Source organism: Burkholderia sp. BCC1996, assembly GCF_905339955.1.
In the GTDB taxonomy this organism is placed as follows: domain Bacteria; phylum Pseudomonadota; class Gammaproteobacteria; order Burkholderiales; family Burkholderiaceae; genus Burkholderia.
The window spans coordinates 1-18235 of the sequence record NZ_CAJPHM010000020.1; the positions used below are offsets into that span (position 1 = coordinate 1).

9 protein-coding genes and 1 pseudogene are annotated in these 18235 nt (G+C 66.5%); all 10 read right to left on the minus strand.

The window, feature by feature from the left end; all coding sequences use genetic code 11:
- Nucleotides 1-288: pseudogene (locus tag U4Z64_RS26230) on the minus strand (c-type cytochrome biogenesis protein CcsB); the annotation flags it as partial.
- A 183-nt stretch (nt 289-471) separates the two neighbouring features.
- Nucleotides 472-1152: a c-type cytochrome gene (locus U4Z64_RS26235; RefSeq protein ID WP_321821497.1), complete on the minus strand. Its 681-nt coding sequence runs from the start codon at nt 1150-1152 to the stop codon at nt 472-474.
- 43 nt (nt 1153-1195) lie between these two features.
- The gene (locus U4Z64_RS26240; protein ID WP_321812240.1) at nt 1196-2581 is read right to left on the minus strand and encodes a cytochrome C; all 1386 of its coding nucleotides are present in this window, start codon (nt 2579-2581) and stop codon (nt 1196-1198) included.
- A 149-nt stretch (nt 2582-2730) separates the two neighbouring features.
- Nucleotides 2731-4440, minus strand: a complete 1710-nt coding sequence (locus U4Z64_RS26245) for a c-type cytochrome (RefSeq protein WP_321821498.1) — start codon at nt 4438-4440, stop codon at nt 2731-2733.
- Nucleotides 4437-5255 carry a hypothetical protein gene (locus U4Z64_RS26250; protein ID WP_321821499.1) on the minus strand — a complete coding sequence of 273 codons (819 nt, stop codon included), beginning with the start codon at nt 5253-5255 and terminating at the stop codon, nt 4437-4439. Before U4Z64_RS26250 ends, U4Z64_RS26245 begins: the two co-directional genes overlap by 4 nt.
- Nucleotides 5256-5282: 27 nt before the next feature.
- Complete coding sequence (locus tag U4Z64_RS26255; RefSeq protein ID WP_415750596.1) at nt 5283-6107, minus strand: outer membrane lipoprotein-sorting protein; 825 nt, start codon at nt 6105-6107, stop codon at nt 5283-5285.
- Between the two features lie 42 nt (nt 6108-6149).
- The gene (locus U4Z64_RS26260) at nt 6150-6656 is read right to left on the minus strand and encodes a hypothetical protein (RefSeq protein WP_124571053.1); all 507 of its coding nucleotides are present in this window, start codon (nt 6654-6656) and stop codon (nt 6150-6152) included.
- Nucleotides 6657-6666: 10 nt separating this feature from the next.
- A complete protein-coding gene (locus tag U4Z64_RS26265) occupies nt 6667-14955 on the minus strand; it encodes an Ig-like domain-containing protein (protein ID WP_321821500.1) in 8289 nt (2762 codons plus the stop codon).
- A 17-nt stretch (nt 14956-14972) separates the two neighbouring features.
- Nucleotides 14973-16547 (minus strand): multicopper oxidase family protein, encoded by a 1575-nt coding sequence (locus tag U4Z64_RS26270; protein WP_124487496.1) that lies wholly within the window; start codon nt 16545-16547, stop codon nt 14973-14975.
- A 43-nt stretch (nt 16548-16590) separates the two neighbouring features.
- Nucleotides 16591-18159, minus strand: coding sequence for a multicopper oxidase family protein (locus U4Z64_RS26275; RefSeq protein WP_321812235.1), 1569 nt, complete (start codon nt 18157-18159; stop codon nt 16591-16593).
- Nucleotides 18160-18235: the final 76 nt, after the last annotated feature.

The following is an 18235-nucleotide window of genomic DNA, read 5'->3' on the forward strand; positions in this document are numbered from 1 at the left end:
CAGCACGGCGATCGACGCCATCATCAGCCGCGCGGGCTTCCAGCGCCAGCCGAGCACGACGAGCGCCGGCACGGTGCCGATCATCACCGCCTTGTCGTAGTCATTCATGTGTTCGTTGTAGTGCACGAACGCATAGCCCGCGCCCGCCACGAGTGCCAGCGCGAACAGCCAGTCGATGACCGACAGGCGTGCGAGGAACGGACGGTCGTCGCCCGGCCCGCACGCGCGAACCGCGGCCGGCGCGCGAAGTCGTCGAGGCAGCCGATACAGCGACGCGGCAACGGACATCATGCCGCCGCGGGACGATTGAATGGCTTTCATGAGCGTCACCAGGATGGAACCATCGGATGCAAATAAAAAGAGGCGCCCCGCCCCGGGGGAGACGAGACACCTAAACGATCGCCGCCGGCGCCGCTCGTCTGCCCGCCCCGCGGCACCTGCCGCATGTGACGCCGGTTCGGCGCCGGCGGCTCATTGCTCGACCGACGGGCTCGCCGGGCTCGCCGGTGCGTCGGCTTCCGGCGGAAAGGCCTCGACATAGGCCGCGACCGCGCGCATGTCCTGTTCGGTCATGTTCGCGCACACGGACTTCATGATCGCGCCGCGTGGCCGCGTATCGGTTTCCCGGAAAACCCTCAGTTGCTTCATCACGTAGTCCGCGTGCTGGCCGGCGAGCCGGGGGAACCCGGTCATGCCCTCGCCATGCTGGCCATGACACCCGACACAGGCCGATACACCCTTGTCCGGCAGTCCCGACACGAAGATCGCCTTGCCCGCGTCGAGCAGCAGGCGATCGCCGACCTCGCCGAGCACCGCCGGCTGGCTCGAGAAATAATCGGCGAGCTGCTCGATCTGCGCATCGGTCAGATGCGTGAAACCCCACATGTAGCGCTTCGCATTCGGATCGGCGCGCGCGTGATGCTTGAAGTCGGTCAACTGATCGACGAGGTATTCCTTGCGTTGCCCGGCGAGCTTCGGAAACATCGGCGATACCGACACGCCGTTCGCCCCATGGCAGTTCGAGCACACCTGCAATGCAATGGTCTTGCCCGACACGGCCGGATTGTCGACTTCCCGCGACCGCTCCAGGTCGTGACAACCCGATGCCGCCAGCACCAGCGCAAGCCAAGCGAAATGGGTCACCTTGTTCATGTCAGCGCTCTCCCTGCCGCAATGTCCGTCGCCCCGCCGGGTGTCAGAATGAAGCCAGCCATAGATAGATGAACAGCGTGTCGTTGTCCCTTGCATTGCGTCCGTTGCCGTCGTAGTTGGTCGTCGCGCCGAGGAACTTGGTGAAGTGCGTGTACTGGATACCGATTCGCACGTGCTGATCAGGTATCCAGAATATTTCCGGCGTCCACCCCTGCGTATTCGGATGGAAGTTCGCGCTCGCCGCATAGGCGGTGCTGTCCGCGGTCCCCGTCGTATTGAAGAACGACAGGCTGACGCCGTACTTGGCCTGGTAGATGTACGACGCCTTGAGCCGCAACGAATTCAGGTTCGCGGCCGTGTTGTCGCTCACGACGAAATTGTTGGGATCGTGAATGTTCTCGCGCACGTAGCGCGCTTGCGCGGTGATCGTGTGCGGCTCCAGCAGGTACTGGTACTGCGTGTCGAAACCGTAGTCGCGATAGCGCGTCACGCCCGTGCCGAAGATCGGGAAACTGTTCGGGTCGTTCGGATAGACGTTCACGCTCAGCCCGAACGCGCCGACCATCAGGCTGTGCGGCCCCCATTCGCGCGTCAGCGCGATGCGCGCATACGGGTTGTAGCCGCGCAAATACACCTGCGGGTGATCCGGGTTGCCCGCGTGGTTGCCCTTGCTCAGGAACGACCAGATGCCGTCGGCCGTGCTGTAGGCGGTCAGCTCCGCATAGACCGTCTTGTTCCAGTACAGGTACCCGCCCATGCCGACGACCTGCATCGCGAGACCGCCCTCGATGATCGGCGTGACCGGAACGCCGGCCACCGGGCTGATCGCGGAGCCGATATACGGATAGCTCCAGGCCGGCGCGGTATTGAATACATCCTGCACGGTCGGGTTGTTGTGCAGCGTCAGGCCGAGGATCAGATCGTTTGCCGGAGACATGATCCGGTCGACGAAGCGAAAGTCGGTGTTGTCCGATGCCCACCAGCCTTTCCATTTTCCGTTGGCATCCTGATGATCGTAATTCGCATAGGTGAATTGTGCGAAGCCGCCGAGATGGTCGGTGATCTTCCCGGCGAGGAACACGCTCGCGAAGTCGAAGATCGGCAGGCCGTTCTTCGGCGTGACCGGATTGCCGCTGGCGTCGCTGTTGGCTCGCGTCTTGCTCATGTCGGCGACGGCCATCGCCGCGAGCGGAATCGTGCGCTCGCCCAACGTATAACCGTTCAGCTTGAACATGCGCCCGTACGGCGTCAGTTCGGGAAACTGGCCGCCGGCATGGCACGCGACGCAACTTTGCCCGGTCTGGCGCGCGAAGATCGGCAGCGCGTGCCCGACGGACGCCTGCAGCAGCGCGAGCGCCGCTATCACGATCATCCCGCCGCGATGCGCCCAGCGATGACGCGTGTCATGCCCGACAAGAAACGTTGTCATGGCGGTTTCCCTCCTCACGCCGTGTGGCCCGCGCTGCGCCGGAACGTCGCGCGATGCCTTCATTGTGCGAAGCGCCCGCGAGACCCGGCATGGGGAGACTTCCTCCATTCGCGGTCTGATTCCTACTCCATCTCGACGCGCGCGGCCGCTCAGGGAACGATCCAGCCTCCGTCGGCGGCAAGCTTCGCGCGATCCGGCCCGGCGAACCGCACGATATAACCGCCCTTCGACGCGAAGCGCTGCCCGGGCGCGAGCGTCAGGCGCGGGTAGTAGCCGGTCAGGATGCGACGTTCGAGCATGTCCTCGATGCGCTCGACGAGATACTCGCCCACGAACGCATCGACCATGTGACTCAGCGTTTCGGCGAGCAGGCCGCATGCGAGATACGTGTCGGCCTGCACCTGCGGCGCGACCATGGGGATGTGCCGGATCGTGAACCAGCCGAATGCGTAGTCGACGCGCACGCGCCGCCCCTCGGGCAGGTCGAACGGATAGGCGACGCGCGTCACGCCGCGCCAGCGCGTCGGGAGCGGCGTGCTGTCGAGCCCGCCGAGCAGCCCCGACATGAACACCGTGTCCGACGCGGGCGGCACATGCTCGAGCGCCGCGAGGTCGGGCGGCCGCAGCCACAGCACGAGCGCATCGTCGCGCGGCATCCCGTGCAACGCATGTGCGACATCCTCGTGAGGCGCAAGCGCGCGATTCGACACCGCGATGCCGTGCGCCTTCAGCGCGGCGGCCAGCGCCTGGGCGCCCCGCTCGCCGTTGTCGCCCGCGCGATAGACCTGCCTGACCGTCTTCACCGGCCGCGCCGCGGCTTCATCCAAGATGCGCTTCGCGATCAGGTCCGACTCGAGCAGCACGCCGCGCGAAAAGTACACGGAGTAGAAATCGTGATCGGTCTCGACGGGCACCTCGACGTTCGGAAACAGGCACGGCACGGCCTGCTGTTCGCAGAAGTCGTGAACGGGCGCCCAGTTCCTGCCGCCGAGCCCCGACACGACGGCCAGCACCGGCTGTCGCGCGAAATACTGCCTGAGCTGTTCATGCCATGTGTCGGGCGGGCCCGTGAGCGACCAGACGTGCAGCTCCCAGCGCCGATTGACCATGAACATCATTTTTCGCGTCGAGCGCAGCGGCGGCGTCGCGCCGAACGGAAACGCGTTCTTGTCCGCGAAGTAGTGCTGCAGGACGTCGAGCATGCCCGCCCGCTTCACCGGGTCCGCATCGGGCGTGACGATCGTCGCGAAATGCAGCACCGTGTCGGTCACGCCCGACGGCCGGCGGCGATCGAGGCGCTTCAGATAGGCCGTCAGCGCAGCCATGTCGGCATCGCCGAGCGCGTACTGCGGCATCAGCCTGCCGAGCGGCTGGCCATCCGGGGCGGTCCCGTCGCGCACGGCCCGCGCGAGCCGTTCCTCCGTGTACGGTTCGCGATCGGTGCGCATGCCGGCAACGTACGGGATGTCGAGATCCTCGGCGGTTTGCGCGCGCGGATGCGCCAGATAGCGCCACGTGATCGGCGGGACCGTATTGTTGCCTTCCTTCGAACCGAGGCCGCTGCGCCGGTGGCAATTGATGCAGGCGGCCGCCGCGCCGCGCAGGCGCACGCCGTCCGGATGCACGGCTTCGAGCGGCGCGCCCGAACCGAGGACGCCGCGCTGGTAGATCGCCTCGCCCGCGTCCGCCCGCGCAACGGGCACGGGCGCGACAGGCTCGGCGGCCACCACCTCGTCGCAGCGCGCGTAACCGGCGGGCGCGCACAGCGCGGCCAGCAACATCCAGCGCGCCAGCCTCCGGCTCACGGCAAGCGGACGCGCCGCCACGAGGGCGCGCAGCCGCCGCCGGATGCCGTTCATGGCCGCGCCGTCGGCAGGCCGGCACGCGGCGGCGCCGGCGACACGCTCGCATCGATCGCGACCGAACGGCGTCCGCCCGGCGACGCGGGCCGCGTGAAGATCGCATCGTCGAGCGGCGGATTCAGCGACACCTTGTCGATGACCAGCGTGTCCCTGTTCGGGGAAGCCGCCGTATGGCTTTCGATCCTGAGCGGGATCTGCAGGCCGTCGATGGCCTTGAAATCGCTGTAGCTCACTTCGACGGTGACCAGGCCGCGCGGGCCGCGCAACTGACGGTCGAACTTCACGTCCAGGAACGTGCGGCCATCGATCCACACATGGCGAACCGCGCCGGAAGGCAGCGTCACCGCGAGGCGGTATGCATCGTGGCCGCCGATCTGGTCGACCCCTTCCAGCGCCACGCCGACGCCCTTCGCGTCGTGATCGATCAGCGGCCCGTCGATCACCTGCTCGTCACGCGCCGACCTGATCTCGTCGCTCGAATACGGCCGCGGACTCGCGCCCAGCTTCCAGCCTTCCCTGCCGTCGAAGACACGCACACTCTTCTCGTTCAATACCGTCAGCTCGAAGCGCGTCTTGTTCGGCCGCTTCATCGCGAGGACGAACGGCATGTCCCGCACGGGGGCGTTCGCGCTGTCGACATGGCCGAACCAGACCATCGTCCGGACCTTGCGCCATGCGTCGAGCCCGCCCCGCGCGGCGACATTCTTCTCGACGATCTGGTCCGCGGTGAGACCCTGCCCCGGTACTTGCTTGCACGCGCACAAGGCTGCCGCCATGCAGGCGGCGAGCACCCACGATTCGATTCGCTTCATGGCCTCGGTCCTCGCCCGGTCGTCCGGCTAGCGGCTCGACACCCTGGCCGCCCCGAGCTGCGGCTTGCCGAACGACGCATCGTCCACCGGCTGATTCACCGCCACGTGATCGATCGTCAACTTGTGCGTGCCCTTCACGCCGGCAACGGCCGTCTCGAGCGTGTGCGGCACGACGACTCCCCCCTCCTTGCGGAAGTCGCGGAAGAACACGGAGACGCCGTGCGTCCTGCCGTCGAGCACGCGCGGCTCGCCGTCGATCTTCAGCTCGAGGAACGTGGCCGCATCGATCCACACGCGACGCTCCGCGTGCTCTTTCGTCGTCACTTTCAACACGTAGGCGCGATGCCCTTCCACCGTTTCCGAGCCGATCAGCTGAACCGTGCTGCCCTTGCTCGCGTAATCGACGAGCGGCCCGTCCAGTTCCGCGGACTGCGCCGCCGACTTCGCCTCGGCCGGCGTATAGGGCTCGACTTCGTCACGGCCGAGGAACGGCCGGACTTTCCAGCCCTGCGCACCGTCATAGACCTGGAACGCCGTCTGCCCGTTGAAGCGGACTTCGAAGCGACTCTTGTGCGGACGCTTCATCGTCATCACGAACGGCAGCGCGGTGTTCTTCTTGCCGCCGGCCTCCATCAGCCCCGACATCGTCAGCGTGTTGACCGTGCGCCACGCTTGCAGCCCGCCGCGCGCCGCCACGTTGCGCTCGACGATCTGCGCGGCGCTCGCTTGCCCCGCCGATGCCGCCTTGGCCTGGGCGGTGCCTGCCGCCGAGGCCGCGATCGAGTCGGGCGCCAGCGCGAGCAAACCCGCCAATGAGACCGCCCCCATTGCTACCGAAAGAAACCGGGTCATGAGTCTTCTCCTGTTCCCGTGCCGCGCATCGCGGCCGTATCGTTATTCGACCAGCAGCCCGTCGATATGCAACGATCCGATGATCACGTTCACGCGTTCGCCGACCTTGACGACGTTGCCCTTGTTCGAAAACACCATCCAGTATTCCCGGCCGGCTTCGAGCCGGCCGCTTTGCCGCAACTGGCCGACCTTGTCCATCACCGGCACCTCGAGCAGCGCGTGACTCGTCTGCCCGTACAGATACGGAGTCGCGCTCCTGTCGGCGAGCCGCTTCGCCGCGGCCGGATCGGTCACGCGGTAGCTGAAACGGATCAGGTTGTCCGATGTGATGCGGTGCACCTTCAGGTTGTCGATCCCCCTCGTCATCATGTAGTAGGTTCTCGCGCGCCGCGGGAGGTCCGGCCGGTATGGCGAATGCTTCGCACCGGCGCCGGGCGTAGCGGGCGCGCCCTGCTGCGCCGCGGCCGGCTCTGCGACGGCTGCGGCGGCGAGACAGGCGGCGACGGCGTAAAGCGCCGCTCGCCTGCACGGCAAACGTGAACGGTTCATGGCCCCCCCTTCAAGGTCGATTCAGCGCCGCGCCGAACCCAAGCGGCTTGTTCGGCAAGCCGCCCACGACACCGGCCGGCGCGGTCGGCACCGCCAGCGGAGCGATCGGCAGACCGCCCACGGCGCCGGCCGGCACGTTCGGCACCGCGAGCGGAGGGATCGGCAGGCCGCCCACCACGTCGGTCAGCACCGTGCCGAGCGCCAGCGGATCGATCGGCAGACCGCCCACGAGCCCGGACGGCAGGAACTCGACCGCACCGATGTCGTACTTCCCCTGTTGCGGACGCGTCGTGCCGAAGAAATCATGATTCGGCGCGCCCGCCTGCGTTCCCGCGTTGATCGCGGGCGAACCTGCGCGCGGCGAGTAGTTGCCGAGCAGCACGCCATACCCGGAGCCGCCTGACACGATCGACATGTTGAATAGCGACAGCGGGCCGTACGACATGTTGATCCACTGATTGCCCTCGTCTGGCACCGCCGACGGCAACAGGCTGAACAGCGGGTTCGGCAGCACCGTGTCCGAGATGCCGGGCGGCACCGCGAAGCCGTTTCCGCCACCTTCCGGCGGCACGCGCGCGCCATTGCAGTACTGGCTCACGACCGACGGGTTGGCCCCGCTGTTGTTCGCGCCCGGGTAGTCGCCCGCATCGGTCAGGATCGAGTACTGAGGGCTCAGCGTGAGACCAGACTGATGGTTGCCCGGGCCCGTGTCGCCATATGCACCGATGTCCCAATAGACCGCGTGCGGATCGCAATAACCCGTCGCATGCCCGGCCTGGTTCAACGTCGGGTTCAGCGCAACCGTGTTCTGCAGCCCGGGGATGTTCGGATTCACTCCGGACACCGTGATGAAGAACGTGCGGTTCTGCCAGAACACGTTGTTGGTCAGGATCGGGTTCGAGAACGTCGTGCAGTTCGGCAGACCCGCCGGACACGCGACGCCGGGCGCGGTGAACGCGGCGATGAAGTTCGCCGTATGCCGCGCGGTCTCGAGTCCGGCCGGCTGGTACGTCGACGTCGTGATCGGATTGCACGTCGTTTGCGCGCCGACCGTGGTGCAGTTCGGCGGCCCGACGTTCGCCTGGGTGGCCGCATCCGTGTTGAACAGCACGCCGGCGGACGCCGTCGCGTCGTTCGACATCACGGTGTTGTTGACGAAGCTCACGCGCACCGCGTCCTGCAACGACACGCCGCCGCCGCCCCAGCCCGCCACGTTGTTCGCAATGATGTTGTTGATCACGCGAACCGTGTACCAATTCGCCGCATTGTTGGGGCTGCGCTCCACGTCCGTGCCGTTCACCTGCTGCAGCCGCAACCCGCCGCCCTTGCCGCTCTCCGCCGTGTTGCCCATGATCAGGTTGCCGTCGATCACGAGCCGCGGCCCGATACCGTCGGACAGTTGCGGCGCGCAGTCCACGTCGACCGTCGAGTTTTCGCAGAAGGTGCCGTCCGGCGGCACGCCCTGGGCGATGATGCCGCCGCCGTAGGTGGGCAGTGTCGGGTTGTTGCTCTGGTTGAACAGCACCCAGTTGTGCGAGATGTCGCCGGCGTAGCTGAAGCCGAAGTGCGCGACGCCTCCGCCGTCGCCGCTGCTCATGTTGCCGCACACCCAGTTGTAGTTGAAGTGATAGTTGTCGGCGCCCGAGCAGAACACCACGCCGCCGGCCGACGACGGCGTGCTCGAATTGATTTCGTCGCCGTAAGCCGCGTTCGACGTCACCGAGTTGTGATGCACGTTCACGGTCTTGTTGAAGCCGAACGGAAGCTGGGTGATGCCGTCGGCCGCGATCGTGCCGTCCGGTACCTCGACCTGGCCGACCGAGATACCGCCGGAAAGCGTGCCCGCGTTCGCGAACACCCGGTTGTTCGACACCTCCATCAGATGGTTCCAGCCGTGCAGGAAAATCCCGCCGCCGCCTTGCGAACTGTTCGTGACCGTGATGCCGTCGATGCGCGACGGATTGCACAGGAAGTTGCTCGGGTTATTCCGGCAATCCGGCGGGTTCGGCTGGAACCGCGTCGGGCCCGTGAGCGGCACGCAAATGCCGTTCGCGGTGCAGTTCGGGTCGGGTTGCGGCACGCCGCCCACCAGCACGTCCCGCACGCCCTTGCCGAGCACCGTGATGCCTGCGCCTTCGTACGCGCCCATCAGCGTCGGCTCGAGCAGCATTTCGCCGAGGTTGCCGTTCAGGTTCGAGTCCCACCCCACGGTCGGCTCGAACGGGATCGGGTCCACCTTGCGCTGCATCGCCGTCGGGCACGTGTACGTACCGGTCGGATCGAACGGGTTCGATGCCGAGATCATCGCGCCGTTCATTGCGACACCGAACAGGCAGTCGACCTTCCTGCGCCACGCGTCCATCTTGCCCGACGGATGCGTGTTCGCGTTGATCACGACCGACGGGGCGCCGACGCCCTGCAGCCGCACCGGCTTCCACATCACGACCATTTCGTTGTAGGTGCCCGGACCGACGATGATCATGTCGCCCGGGGTCGCGTTGTCGATCGCGGTCTGGATCGCGTCGTTGGTCGCGTTCTCGCCGTTCACGTAGGTCGGCGCCTTGCCGCCCACCGTCACGGTGACCGTATCGATCGTGTTCTTGCCGCTGGCGGTCGTGACGACCAGTTCGCCGCACGACGCCGGCGTCAACACGCCGCGCTGGGCAACGGTGCAGCTCGAGCCGATCAGCGGCGTGACGACGACATGGATCTCCGAGTCGGTCCACGACTGCACCGAAGCTACGTGGCCGCCGATCGTGACCTTCCCTTGCGTCGCACCGAAGCCATAGTGGCGCTTGACGAATTTCTGGTTGAACGGCGCGGCGGTCGCGGCTGGCCCGTTGTACGCGTTGTTCGGCACGACCTGGTCGCCGAGCGCCTTGATCGTCAGCTGGTGACCGACCGTGCTGACCCACGGGCCCGCCCCTCCGCCGCTCGAGTCGCCGGTCACGCTGGCGATCGCGGGCGTGCCGTCCGGGTACGCACAGTCAGGCGGGTTGTAGCCGGACGCAAACGCCTGCACCGGCACCACCGGCGTGTCCATGTACTGGGTCTGTCCGGGCATGAACGGGATCTCGTAGCAGAACTGGCTGTACGCCGGGTTGAACATCGGATCACGGATCGTCTTCCCCGGATGCGCCGGGTCGGGCATGTCCGGATCGTTCATGCACGCGACCATCATCGTCGGCGCGTAGCCGGTCGGGTTCGGCGGGTTGACCTGCCACGTCGAATAGTTCAGCCCGTTGAAGATGCCCCACGAATCCGAATACGTACGCGCCACTTCATTGCCGGCGAAGTCCTTCATCGAGATCGGCACGTTCGGCACCGCGAACTTCTCGCCGAACTGCGGCGAGTACGGATCGAACTCGGACGAGAAGTCGTCGAGCATGAAGCCGGTGTAGTGCGCGGCGACATGCGTCGAGCTGAACAGCCAGAACTTAGCGAGCACCGACATCTCGTTCGTGAGCGTGACTTCCTTGCGGTCGCACAGGTGCCGCGACGCACCCGCGAACGGCGCGACCTCCTTCGAGCCCGGGAACAGGCTGATGTAGTCCGGCACGATGCGCAGCGCGCCGACGCACGGCCAGAAGGTCTCGACACTGCCCGTGTCGCCTTCGTGCCGCGGTGTCGAACCGAGATCGGACGTCGGGTTCTGCGCATTGTTCGGGTTGAAGGTCGAATTCATCGCCGCCTGGTCGGGCAGGATGAAGATGTTGCCGAGGCCGCCGAACTGCTGCGTCACCGGGGCGATGTAGTTGTCGCCGATCAGGATGTTCTTGTCCTCCTCCTTCACGAGCTCGTAGCCCGGCGGCACCACCACCTCGACGACGTATTTCCCGGTCGGCAGCATCTTGGTGCCGTCGCCCGACGGATTCGCCACACAGATCGAGCAGTTCGTGCCCGTCGGCAGGCCCGTCGACGGATCGCGCGTCGTCACGCTCGGGAACTGGTACATCCCGTCGTAGGGCGCCGGCTGCACCTGGTTGAACGCATGCATGCCGTCATAGCACTTGAACTGCGAATTCGCAGGCAACGCGCGATGCGTCGGGTCGAGCCACTGAGGGCTGTTCTTCAACGTATAGAAGAACGGGTCGCTCGCCTCCTGCCCCGGGCAGTTCATGTTCGGAATGCCGTCGGAGCGGAAGCCCTGCGCCCAGTCGTCCCAGCTGCTCGTCTTCGTCGTGTCGACGAGCGCGAGCGTCGTCGTACCGTCCGTCGCCGTATCCTCCCGGTACAGGTTGACCGTCACGTTCGGAATGTCCGGCGTCCAGCTCGTGTGAATCAGCAGCGCCGGGTCGTCGAACGGCCGCGTCGACGCGTAGATCACCTCGCCCTTGATGCCGCCGTTCTCGGTCGGGCCGAACGGCTTCTTGCCGAACTCGATGAACGAATTCTGGCCGGAGAAGCCCTGCCAGCCTTCGGTCGTCACCCACGGCGGGTCGATCCGCGCGGTCGACGGGTTCGTGCCGGACTGGTCGGTGCAGTCCGCGTCGTTGCAATACTTGGCGCCCGGCACGCGCAGGTTCGTCGGCAGATGCGCGGTCGAGGATTCGATCGTGTTGGCGAAATTCGCCGCGATGTTCGAGTTGCCGCCGCCAGGCGTGCCGTCGACCGGGCCGCCCGCGTCATACACCACGTGCACGCCCGTCTGTTTGTAGCGCGTCGTGTCGGCTTCGGCCACGTACCAGTTGAACAGCGGGAACACTTCGTTGAATCCGGCGAAGCCGTTCAGGTCCGTGTTGTTGAAGTTCGAATAGCTCCCGTCGCGGAAACGGATGTTGGTCGGCACGAGCGTGAGCCCGGGCTCGCTGTCCTGCGACACGCCGTCGCCGTTCTGGTCGAAGAAGGTCCGCGTGTACAGATTCGTGTGCCACTGCAGCACGGGGATATCGCCGAGGTCCTTGGACTGTCCGCCCTTCAATTGCGTCGCCGTCGCCAGCCCGTCGACGATCTGGTCGTTCCATTGGTCGAAGACCGTGATGCGGAACGTGCCGTCGGGCAGGCCGCTGATCTTGAACGTGCCGTCGGGATTGCACTTGGTAAAGGCGATGTCCTCCCCGTCGGTGTCGCCGACGCTCACGTAGCACTGCGTGAAGCCCAGCGAATCGCGCGAGCCCGAGCCGTACAGGTTCTCGTTCGGCGGACGGCTGTAGTGCAGATTCGTGATCCGGCCGGCGACCGAGTTGTTGCAGATCGCGCCGGCGCATACCACCGGCAGCCGGTCGTTGATGATCTTCGGATTCGCGAAGCCGATCGACACGTGGAAGCCCGCGGGCCCGAACTCCTGGAAGTACGACGGGCCGCCGACCTTGATGAACGCATCGTGAGCCTTCTGTCCGTCCAGCGTGTTGGTCTGCAGCCATTCCTCGCCGCGGCCGGTCCGGTCGGCGCCCGGCGTCGCAACGACGCCATAACGTCCCGGCATCAGGTTCGCGATGACCGCCTGGCCGACCAGCGGCGACAGCGTCTTGCCGTCGGACTCGTACTTCGGGCAGGTCGGGATCATGCCGACGAGGCCGTCGGTCGACGTCGTCGAAATCGGGCACGCGTTCAGGCCGGTGGAAGGATCGACGGTGCCCTGCAGCGAGTTCGACAGCGGCATGTTGAACATGTCGTAGGTCATCTGCCCGGTGGCGTCGCCGGTGCCGCCGGCGTCGTCGAACAGCTTGATCTCGAACCCGCCGAGACCCGGCTCATGCGCGCTGCCGAAGCCGTCGTTGCCGCCGCTCACGTCCACTTCGCCGTTGACGGGCGCGTCGTCCTCGAACACGAATACCGAGATCTTCGCGGTCTGCAACGGCGTCTCCTGCACGAGCACGTTGACGTTCTTCTGGGCCGGTGCGATCGGCGCGCCGCCCATCGTATGACCGCAGGTGCCCGTGCCCGGCGCGAAATCCGCGCCGCCGGGGCCCGACGGGCAATCCTTTGAAATGTCGAACTGCCGCATCGCGCCGGTGGGGTTGTTCGGATCGACGGGTTTCGGGGCGCCGCCGCCATTCGAGAAACTGTTACCGGCATCGCCCGGCAGGATCGAGATGTAGTAGTGCTTGGTTGGATCGAGCGACACCTGGCTCGGGTCGACCGGCACCTGCTGCGCGGCACTCGTGCGGCATGCGCCGTCGCCGATGTCGCACACCGCGGGCACGTGCGTGTTGGTGGCAGGATCGAACACCGTCTGCCCCGACTCGCACGCCACCGTGCCGACGCAACCCGCCGCGACCACCGGCATGTAGCTCGTATGGAAGCTGGTGCCGAGACTCGGCACCGGCAGCGGCGGACAGTTCGCGGGGCGCGGTGTCGTGTTCACCTGGCAGGCCGGGTCGATCTGGAACGTGCGGTCTTCCTCGATGATCCAGCGGTAGTCGGTGAGCTGCACGGGCGTCTTGCCCGGTGCCGTGCTCGGCCCGTCCAGCACCTTCACGGCGAGCCCGCTGCCGCCCTTGAACGTGACGGCAACGTTCGCCGGGGCGCTCGCCGTGTTCTGCGAGTTGACCGCCGTATACTTGAAGGTCACGCCCGCGGTCGCGGCGCCGACGGGCGGCGCGCTCGGCGTCACGGAGAACGAACCGTCCGCATTCAGCGTAACGGTGCCGCCGCTGACGCTGCCCGGCACCACTGCCGCGGTGAGCGGCAGGCCGCTCGGGTCCGTGTCGTTGACGAGCACGCCCGGCGCGCCGATCTGCAGCCGCGACGCGATGTTGCTCGTGTAGCTGTCGTCGTGAGCGACCGGCGGCCCGGACAGGCAGCCGGCGGCTTGCGTGCACGCGGCCAGCGTCACCATCGCGGTGACCGCGGGATTACCGTTCGCCTGGTACACAAAGCTGTCCGACGTCGCACCGGCATTGGGCACGTAGCTGAACGTGCCGTCCGGGTTCAGCGTCACCGTGCCGTTGGCCGGCTTGGTCACGAGCTGCACGCCATAGACGCCGACGTCATTGGCGATCACCCCTTTCCCAGGGTCCGCCACGGTCAGCGTGTTGCCCGCCACGAGGAAGTACTTGTCGGGATTGGCGACGACGTTCTGGCCGCCTCCGCCTGCCGACGGAAGCGCGCCGTTGTTGATGCTGAGATACGCCTGCATGCCGCCGTCGCGCTGGTTGTTGGTGGACAGGCTCAGTTGCCGGTCGAACACCGGCAGCGCGGGCGCATTCAGGCCCGGCGCGGTCATCACCACGTCGTAAGTCTTGCCGGCCGCCAGGAACACGGACGACTGCACGCGCGGATTGCCGGGCAGCGGATTGCCGTCCTCGGCGACGAGCGTGAAGCCGGAGACCGACGGGTTCCCGCTTTGCGCGCCGACCACCGACGGCACGTGCATCCGCAGGCCCGCGTTGACGAAGCGCAGGAGCACCTGGCCGGTCGACACGGAAGCCCTTGCGGGGAACGACGAGCGGTCCGGATGCGTACGATCGAAAGCGACGCCGTTGATCAGGTAATAACGCGGATCGTAGTTCACGGCCGGCGGATAGCAGGTGCCGAACGATGAGGAGTGCGAATCCCCGCAGCCACCGGAAAGGCCGGACCATACCTTGGTTTCGCTGAAGCCGCTCTTCACCACGGCCGCGGCGACCGCGGCGTTCTGCACCGGATCGATTTCGCTCAGCACGAGCGGGATGTCGGCGTCGTATGGCACGCCCGGATAGGCGACCGGTCGCGACGTTGCGGACGCCGGCGGCGTGCGCACCACCAGCACGCCGTAGAGGCCCATCGGCCCCTGGATCGACGGATGGGAGCCCGATTCGATCAGGTAGGTGCCGGGCCGCAGGTTGTTCCACGTCAGCGCCGTCGTCGCGCCGTGCGCCACCTCGGTCGAGAACGACTGAACCCGCGGCCCTTGCGCGGGCGGCGTAAACGTCGCACCGCTGCCGGTGCCGGCGATCGGCCAGGTCGTCGAGGTCTGGGTCGGATGCACGGGGCTCGGGGTCGACGTCGCCGTCTTGCCGAGACCGCCGCCCAGCTGGCCGACGATCACGAGCGACGTCGGCACGGAGGCCGGCAGACTGTTCGTGAGGTTGATCGTCAGCGTCGCGCCGGACGGCACGGTGATCACCACCGGCGACCAGCCCGTTCCGGCGCCGGGATTGGCCGCCGCACAGGTGGCCGGCGCCACGGCGGCCGCCGAGCACGTGTAGCCCCACATCGGCACGATCTCGCCGTCGGGCATCGTGGCAGTCACGGCCTTCGCCGTCAGGTTCACGGTCTGGGCGAGCGATGCCTCGCTCGCTGCCAGCAGCATCGACGCGGCGAGGCTCGCCTTGGCCAGGCGGAGAAACGTCGCCTTGAACTGGATGAATCGCATTTCCGTTCTCCCCGCCTCTAGTTGCCTTCGTTGATCACGAAGACTTGTGGATCGACGAGCATCATCATCATCATTCCGCCCGGGAAGATGTTGTTCGTGGTGATCTCGCGTTCATTGTGCGAATGCCACATGAATGCAAAGCCCGCTTCGCTTCCCGGCGGATTCGCGATCGTGCCGCTCGGCGGCGTCGTGCCGGTCGGCGAGGTCGCGCGAATCGTCGCATCCGGTCCGAGATAGGGACTGCCGCCATACCACGCACCGTTCGTCAGGATGTGCGAATCGGGCAGTGTGACCGGTCCGCCGCTGCCGACGTTGCCGAACGGATGCGCTTCGAGCGCCTTGTTGTGGTCCGCGCACCATTCGTAGTAGTTCGGCGCCGTCGGGTCCGCGGTGTAGTAGCCGTTCGCATCGGGAATGCAGACGCTGCCGTCGCCGGGCTTGTGCCCGTAGACGTCCCAGTTGAGCCCCTTGCCGGTCCAGTAGAAGATGCCGTCCAGGGTTTCGCCCGGCGTCGTGGTCGTGGTGAACAGCAGCGGGCCCGCGACCTTGGTCGCGTCCGTCTTGGCAAGCAGCAGGTTGCCGTCGCGCGCGAGCACGCGGACGTGATTGCCGTGCTCGTGGAACGGATGCTGCCAGCGGCCCGTGCCGATGATCCGCAACAGCACCAGCTCGCCGGGGTGCATGTGCGGATTGCCGTTGTAGGGCTGGTGCGGATACTGCATCGCATAGTTCGGATCCATGTCGTCCGGCATCGAACGACCATTGATCATGAAGTACGCGGGATGATAAGGCTCGGTCTCGACGGTCATGCAGCCCGTCGGCAGCGTGCACGTCTTCGCGGCCTCCTGCTCGGCCTGCGTATGGATGCGCGGATCCATTTCGGAGAACTGAAAAAGATACTCACGGTCGTAGCACGCTGAAACATGGTTGTATGCCGCCGCCGCGTTGCGGTAGTCCGGCTGGCCGTCGGGCAGCGTCGCGGCGACTGCGCGGCATCCGGCCGGCACGGCCAGCACGCCCGGCGCCGAGGTCGGCAATACGATGATCGCGCCATAGAGGCCCATCTCGATCTGCAGGTCGCCCCGTGTGCCGCTGTAGTAGGCATGCGTGCCGGGCGTCGCCGCGACGAAACTGTAGGTCACCGTGTTGCCGTGCGACGCCTCGCGCGTGAGCAGCCCAGGCACGCCGGTGAGCGCGGCCGGACACGAGCCGTCGGGATTGAGCGCCGCCGCGCACACCTGGAATCCCTGAAACAGAATCGACGTGTTGCCCGCGGCCGCGGGCAGGTTGTTCGTGAGCGTCACCGTGATCACGTCGCCCTGCCGCACGATCAGCGTCGGCCCGGGAATCTGCATGCTCGGGCAGTTCGCCCCCGTGATGCCCGCCGGCGAGAATCCCGCCGGCGCCGTGCGGCAGCCGTAGCCCCACGAATAGACGCTCGTGCCGTCCGGCTGGCTGATGCGGCTCGCTTCCGCGCTCAGGTCGAAATGCGTGCCGGTGATGCCCGGCGCGGCGGCCAGAACCGGCCCGCAGAGCAATGCGGCAAGCATTGCCACGGCGAGCCGTACGAGCCGTCCGGCACCCGTGCACATAGCGGTCCGGATGTCATGAGTGAAGTGGCCCACGATATTTCTCCTAGATGCAGGACTTCGTAGCCGGGTTGAGCGCGGCCGGGCAGATGCGGACCTCCGTCATCAGCCCCCCGAAGTTCTCGGCGTCGTTCGACAGGTGATCGAGATTCGGCGTGTAGAGGTAGTAGACCGACCCCGGCGCGTACTTCGTCGTGTCGCTCGCATCGAGAATCACGTCGATGGATTCGCCGCCGCCGAGCGTGATCGAGTTCGTGTAGTAGGTCATGTCGTTGCCGGCCATGTCGCGCAGCAACCGGGCGTTGACGCCGATCACGTGCATCCTCACGCCCAGCGACGCGAGCGTCTGGAATTCGGTGACGTCGAGATCGGAAATCCTGAGCAGCGCGCGGCCGCCGGCCGGGATATTGATGATGGTCGGCAGCGGCTGGGAAACATGGGCCGTGCCGTCGGCCACCGGGGTCTGCATCGGCCCCTGGGTCACCGTGTCCGGATAGCTGCGCCCGTTCAGCATGAAGTACTTGTCCTTCATGTCGGTGAACGGTTCCGGGTTGAACGTCATCCCCACGAAATGGAAGTTCGGATCGAAGCCGTGGATCTGCACCGGATACTCGACGTCGTATGCAGTCGAACCGTCGCCGTCGTTGTACGCGTAGAGCGTCGGCTTGCCGCTCTTGTCGTTGACGTGCCGCACGCCATTCGAAGGCGGCAGCGGCGTCGAGCACAGAATGTCGTTGCCGCACCGCGTACGAAGATCGCCTTGCTGCGCCACCAGCGCGGCGTACAGCGAATGGCCGGACGGCACCCGGTTCTGGCGCGGCCGCACGAAGATCTGGCCGACCATCCCCATCTGGAGGTGCTCCGGCGGCGTGATGTGGCAGTGCCAGAAGTAGGTGCCGGCATCGGGCGCGAGATAGTAATAGGTGAAGCTGGCGCCGATGTTGATCGCCACCGACGCATCCGGCACGCCGTCATAGAACGACGACGCATTCGGATAACCGTGGAAGTGCACCGTGTGCTGCTCGAACAGGTCGGGGCGCATGATCATGCCGACGTTCGTGAGCGTCAGGAAGAACTCGTCGTCCTCGTCGATCGCCATCTCGGGCGCCGGCATGTTGCCGTTCATCACGCCGATGTCCATGATCGGGCGCGGATCCACATGGCCGGTCAACTGGCCCGGCGGCGACGATTCCGGGTCGGGCACGAGGCCGACCGCGCCGTTGTAGGTCGGGTCGGTTCTCGGATCGCCGACCGTGTTGAACACCGATGCGAATTCCGTACCGGCGCGGCCGGCCTGGATGTCGGCAATGCCGGACAACGGGCCGAAGGCAAACAGGTACGTCTGCGTGCCGTCGGCCATGGTGGCGTACCCGTCACCGCCCGAGATCTGCTGACACTTGATGGCGCCGTTGACGATACCGGTCGGCGTGGAGTTCAGCCCGGTGAAGGACGGTCCGGTGTAGGCGGGTTCCGCACCGCCGGCCGGCAGCGCCGTCGGATGGGACGGCGTGGTGAACGGACATTGAACGCGAAACGTTTGGGCAAACGAGGGAACGGCGCACATCAGGAGCAACAGTGCCGCCACACTGCTGCAACACGCGCGGGTACTGAACATATGACCTCCATCCAAGGGGTCCGCCAGCGACACGCGCTGGACGTCATGCTCTGCTGCAGACGCGGGCCGCGAAGCT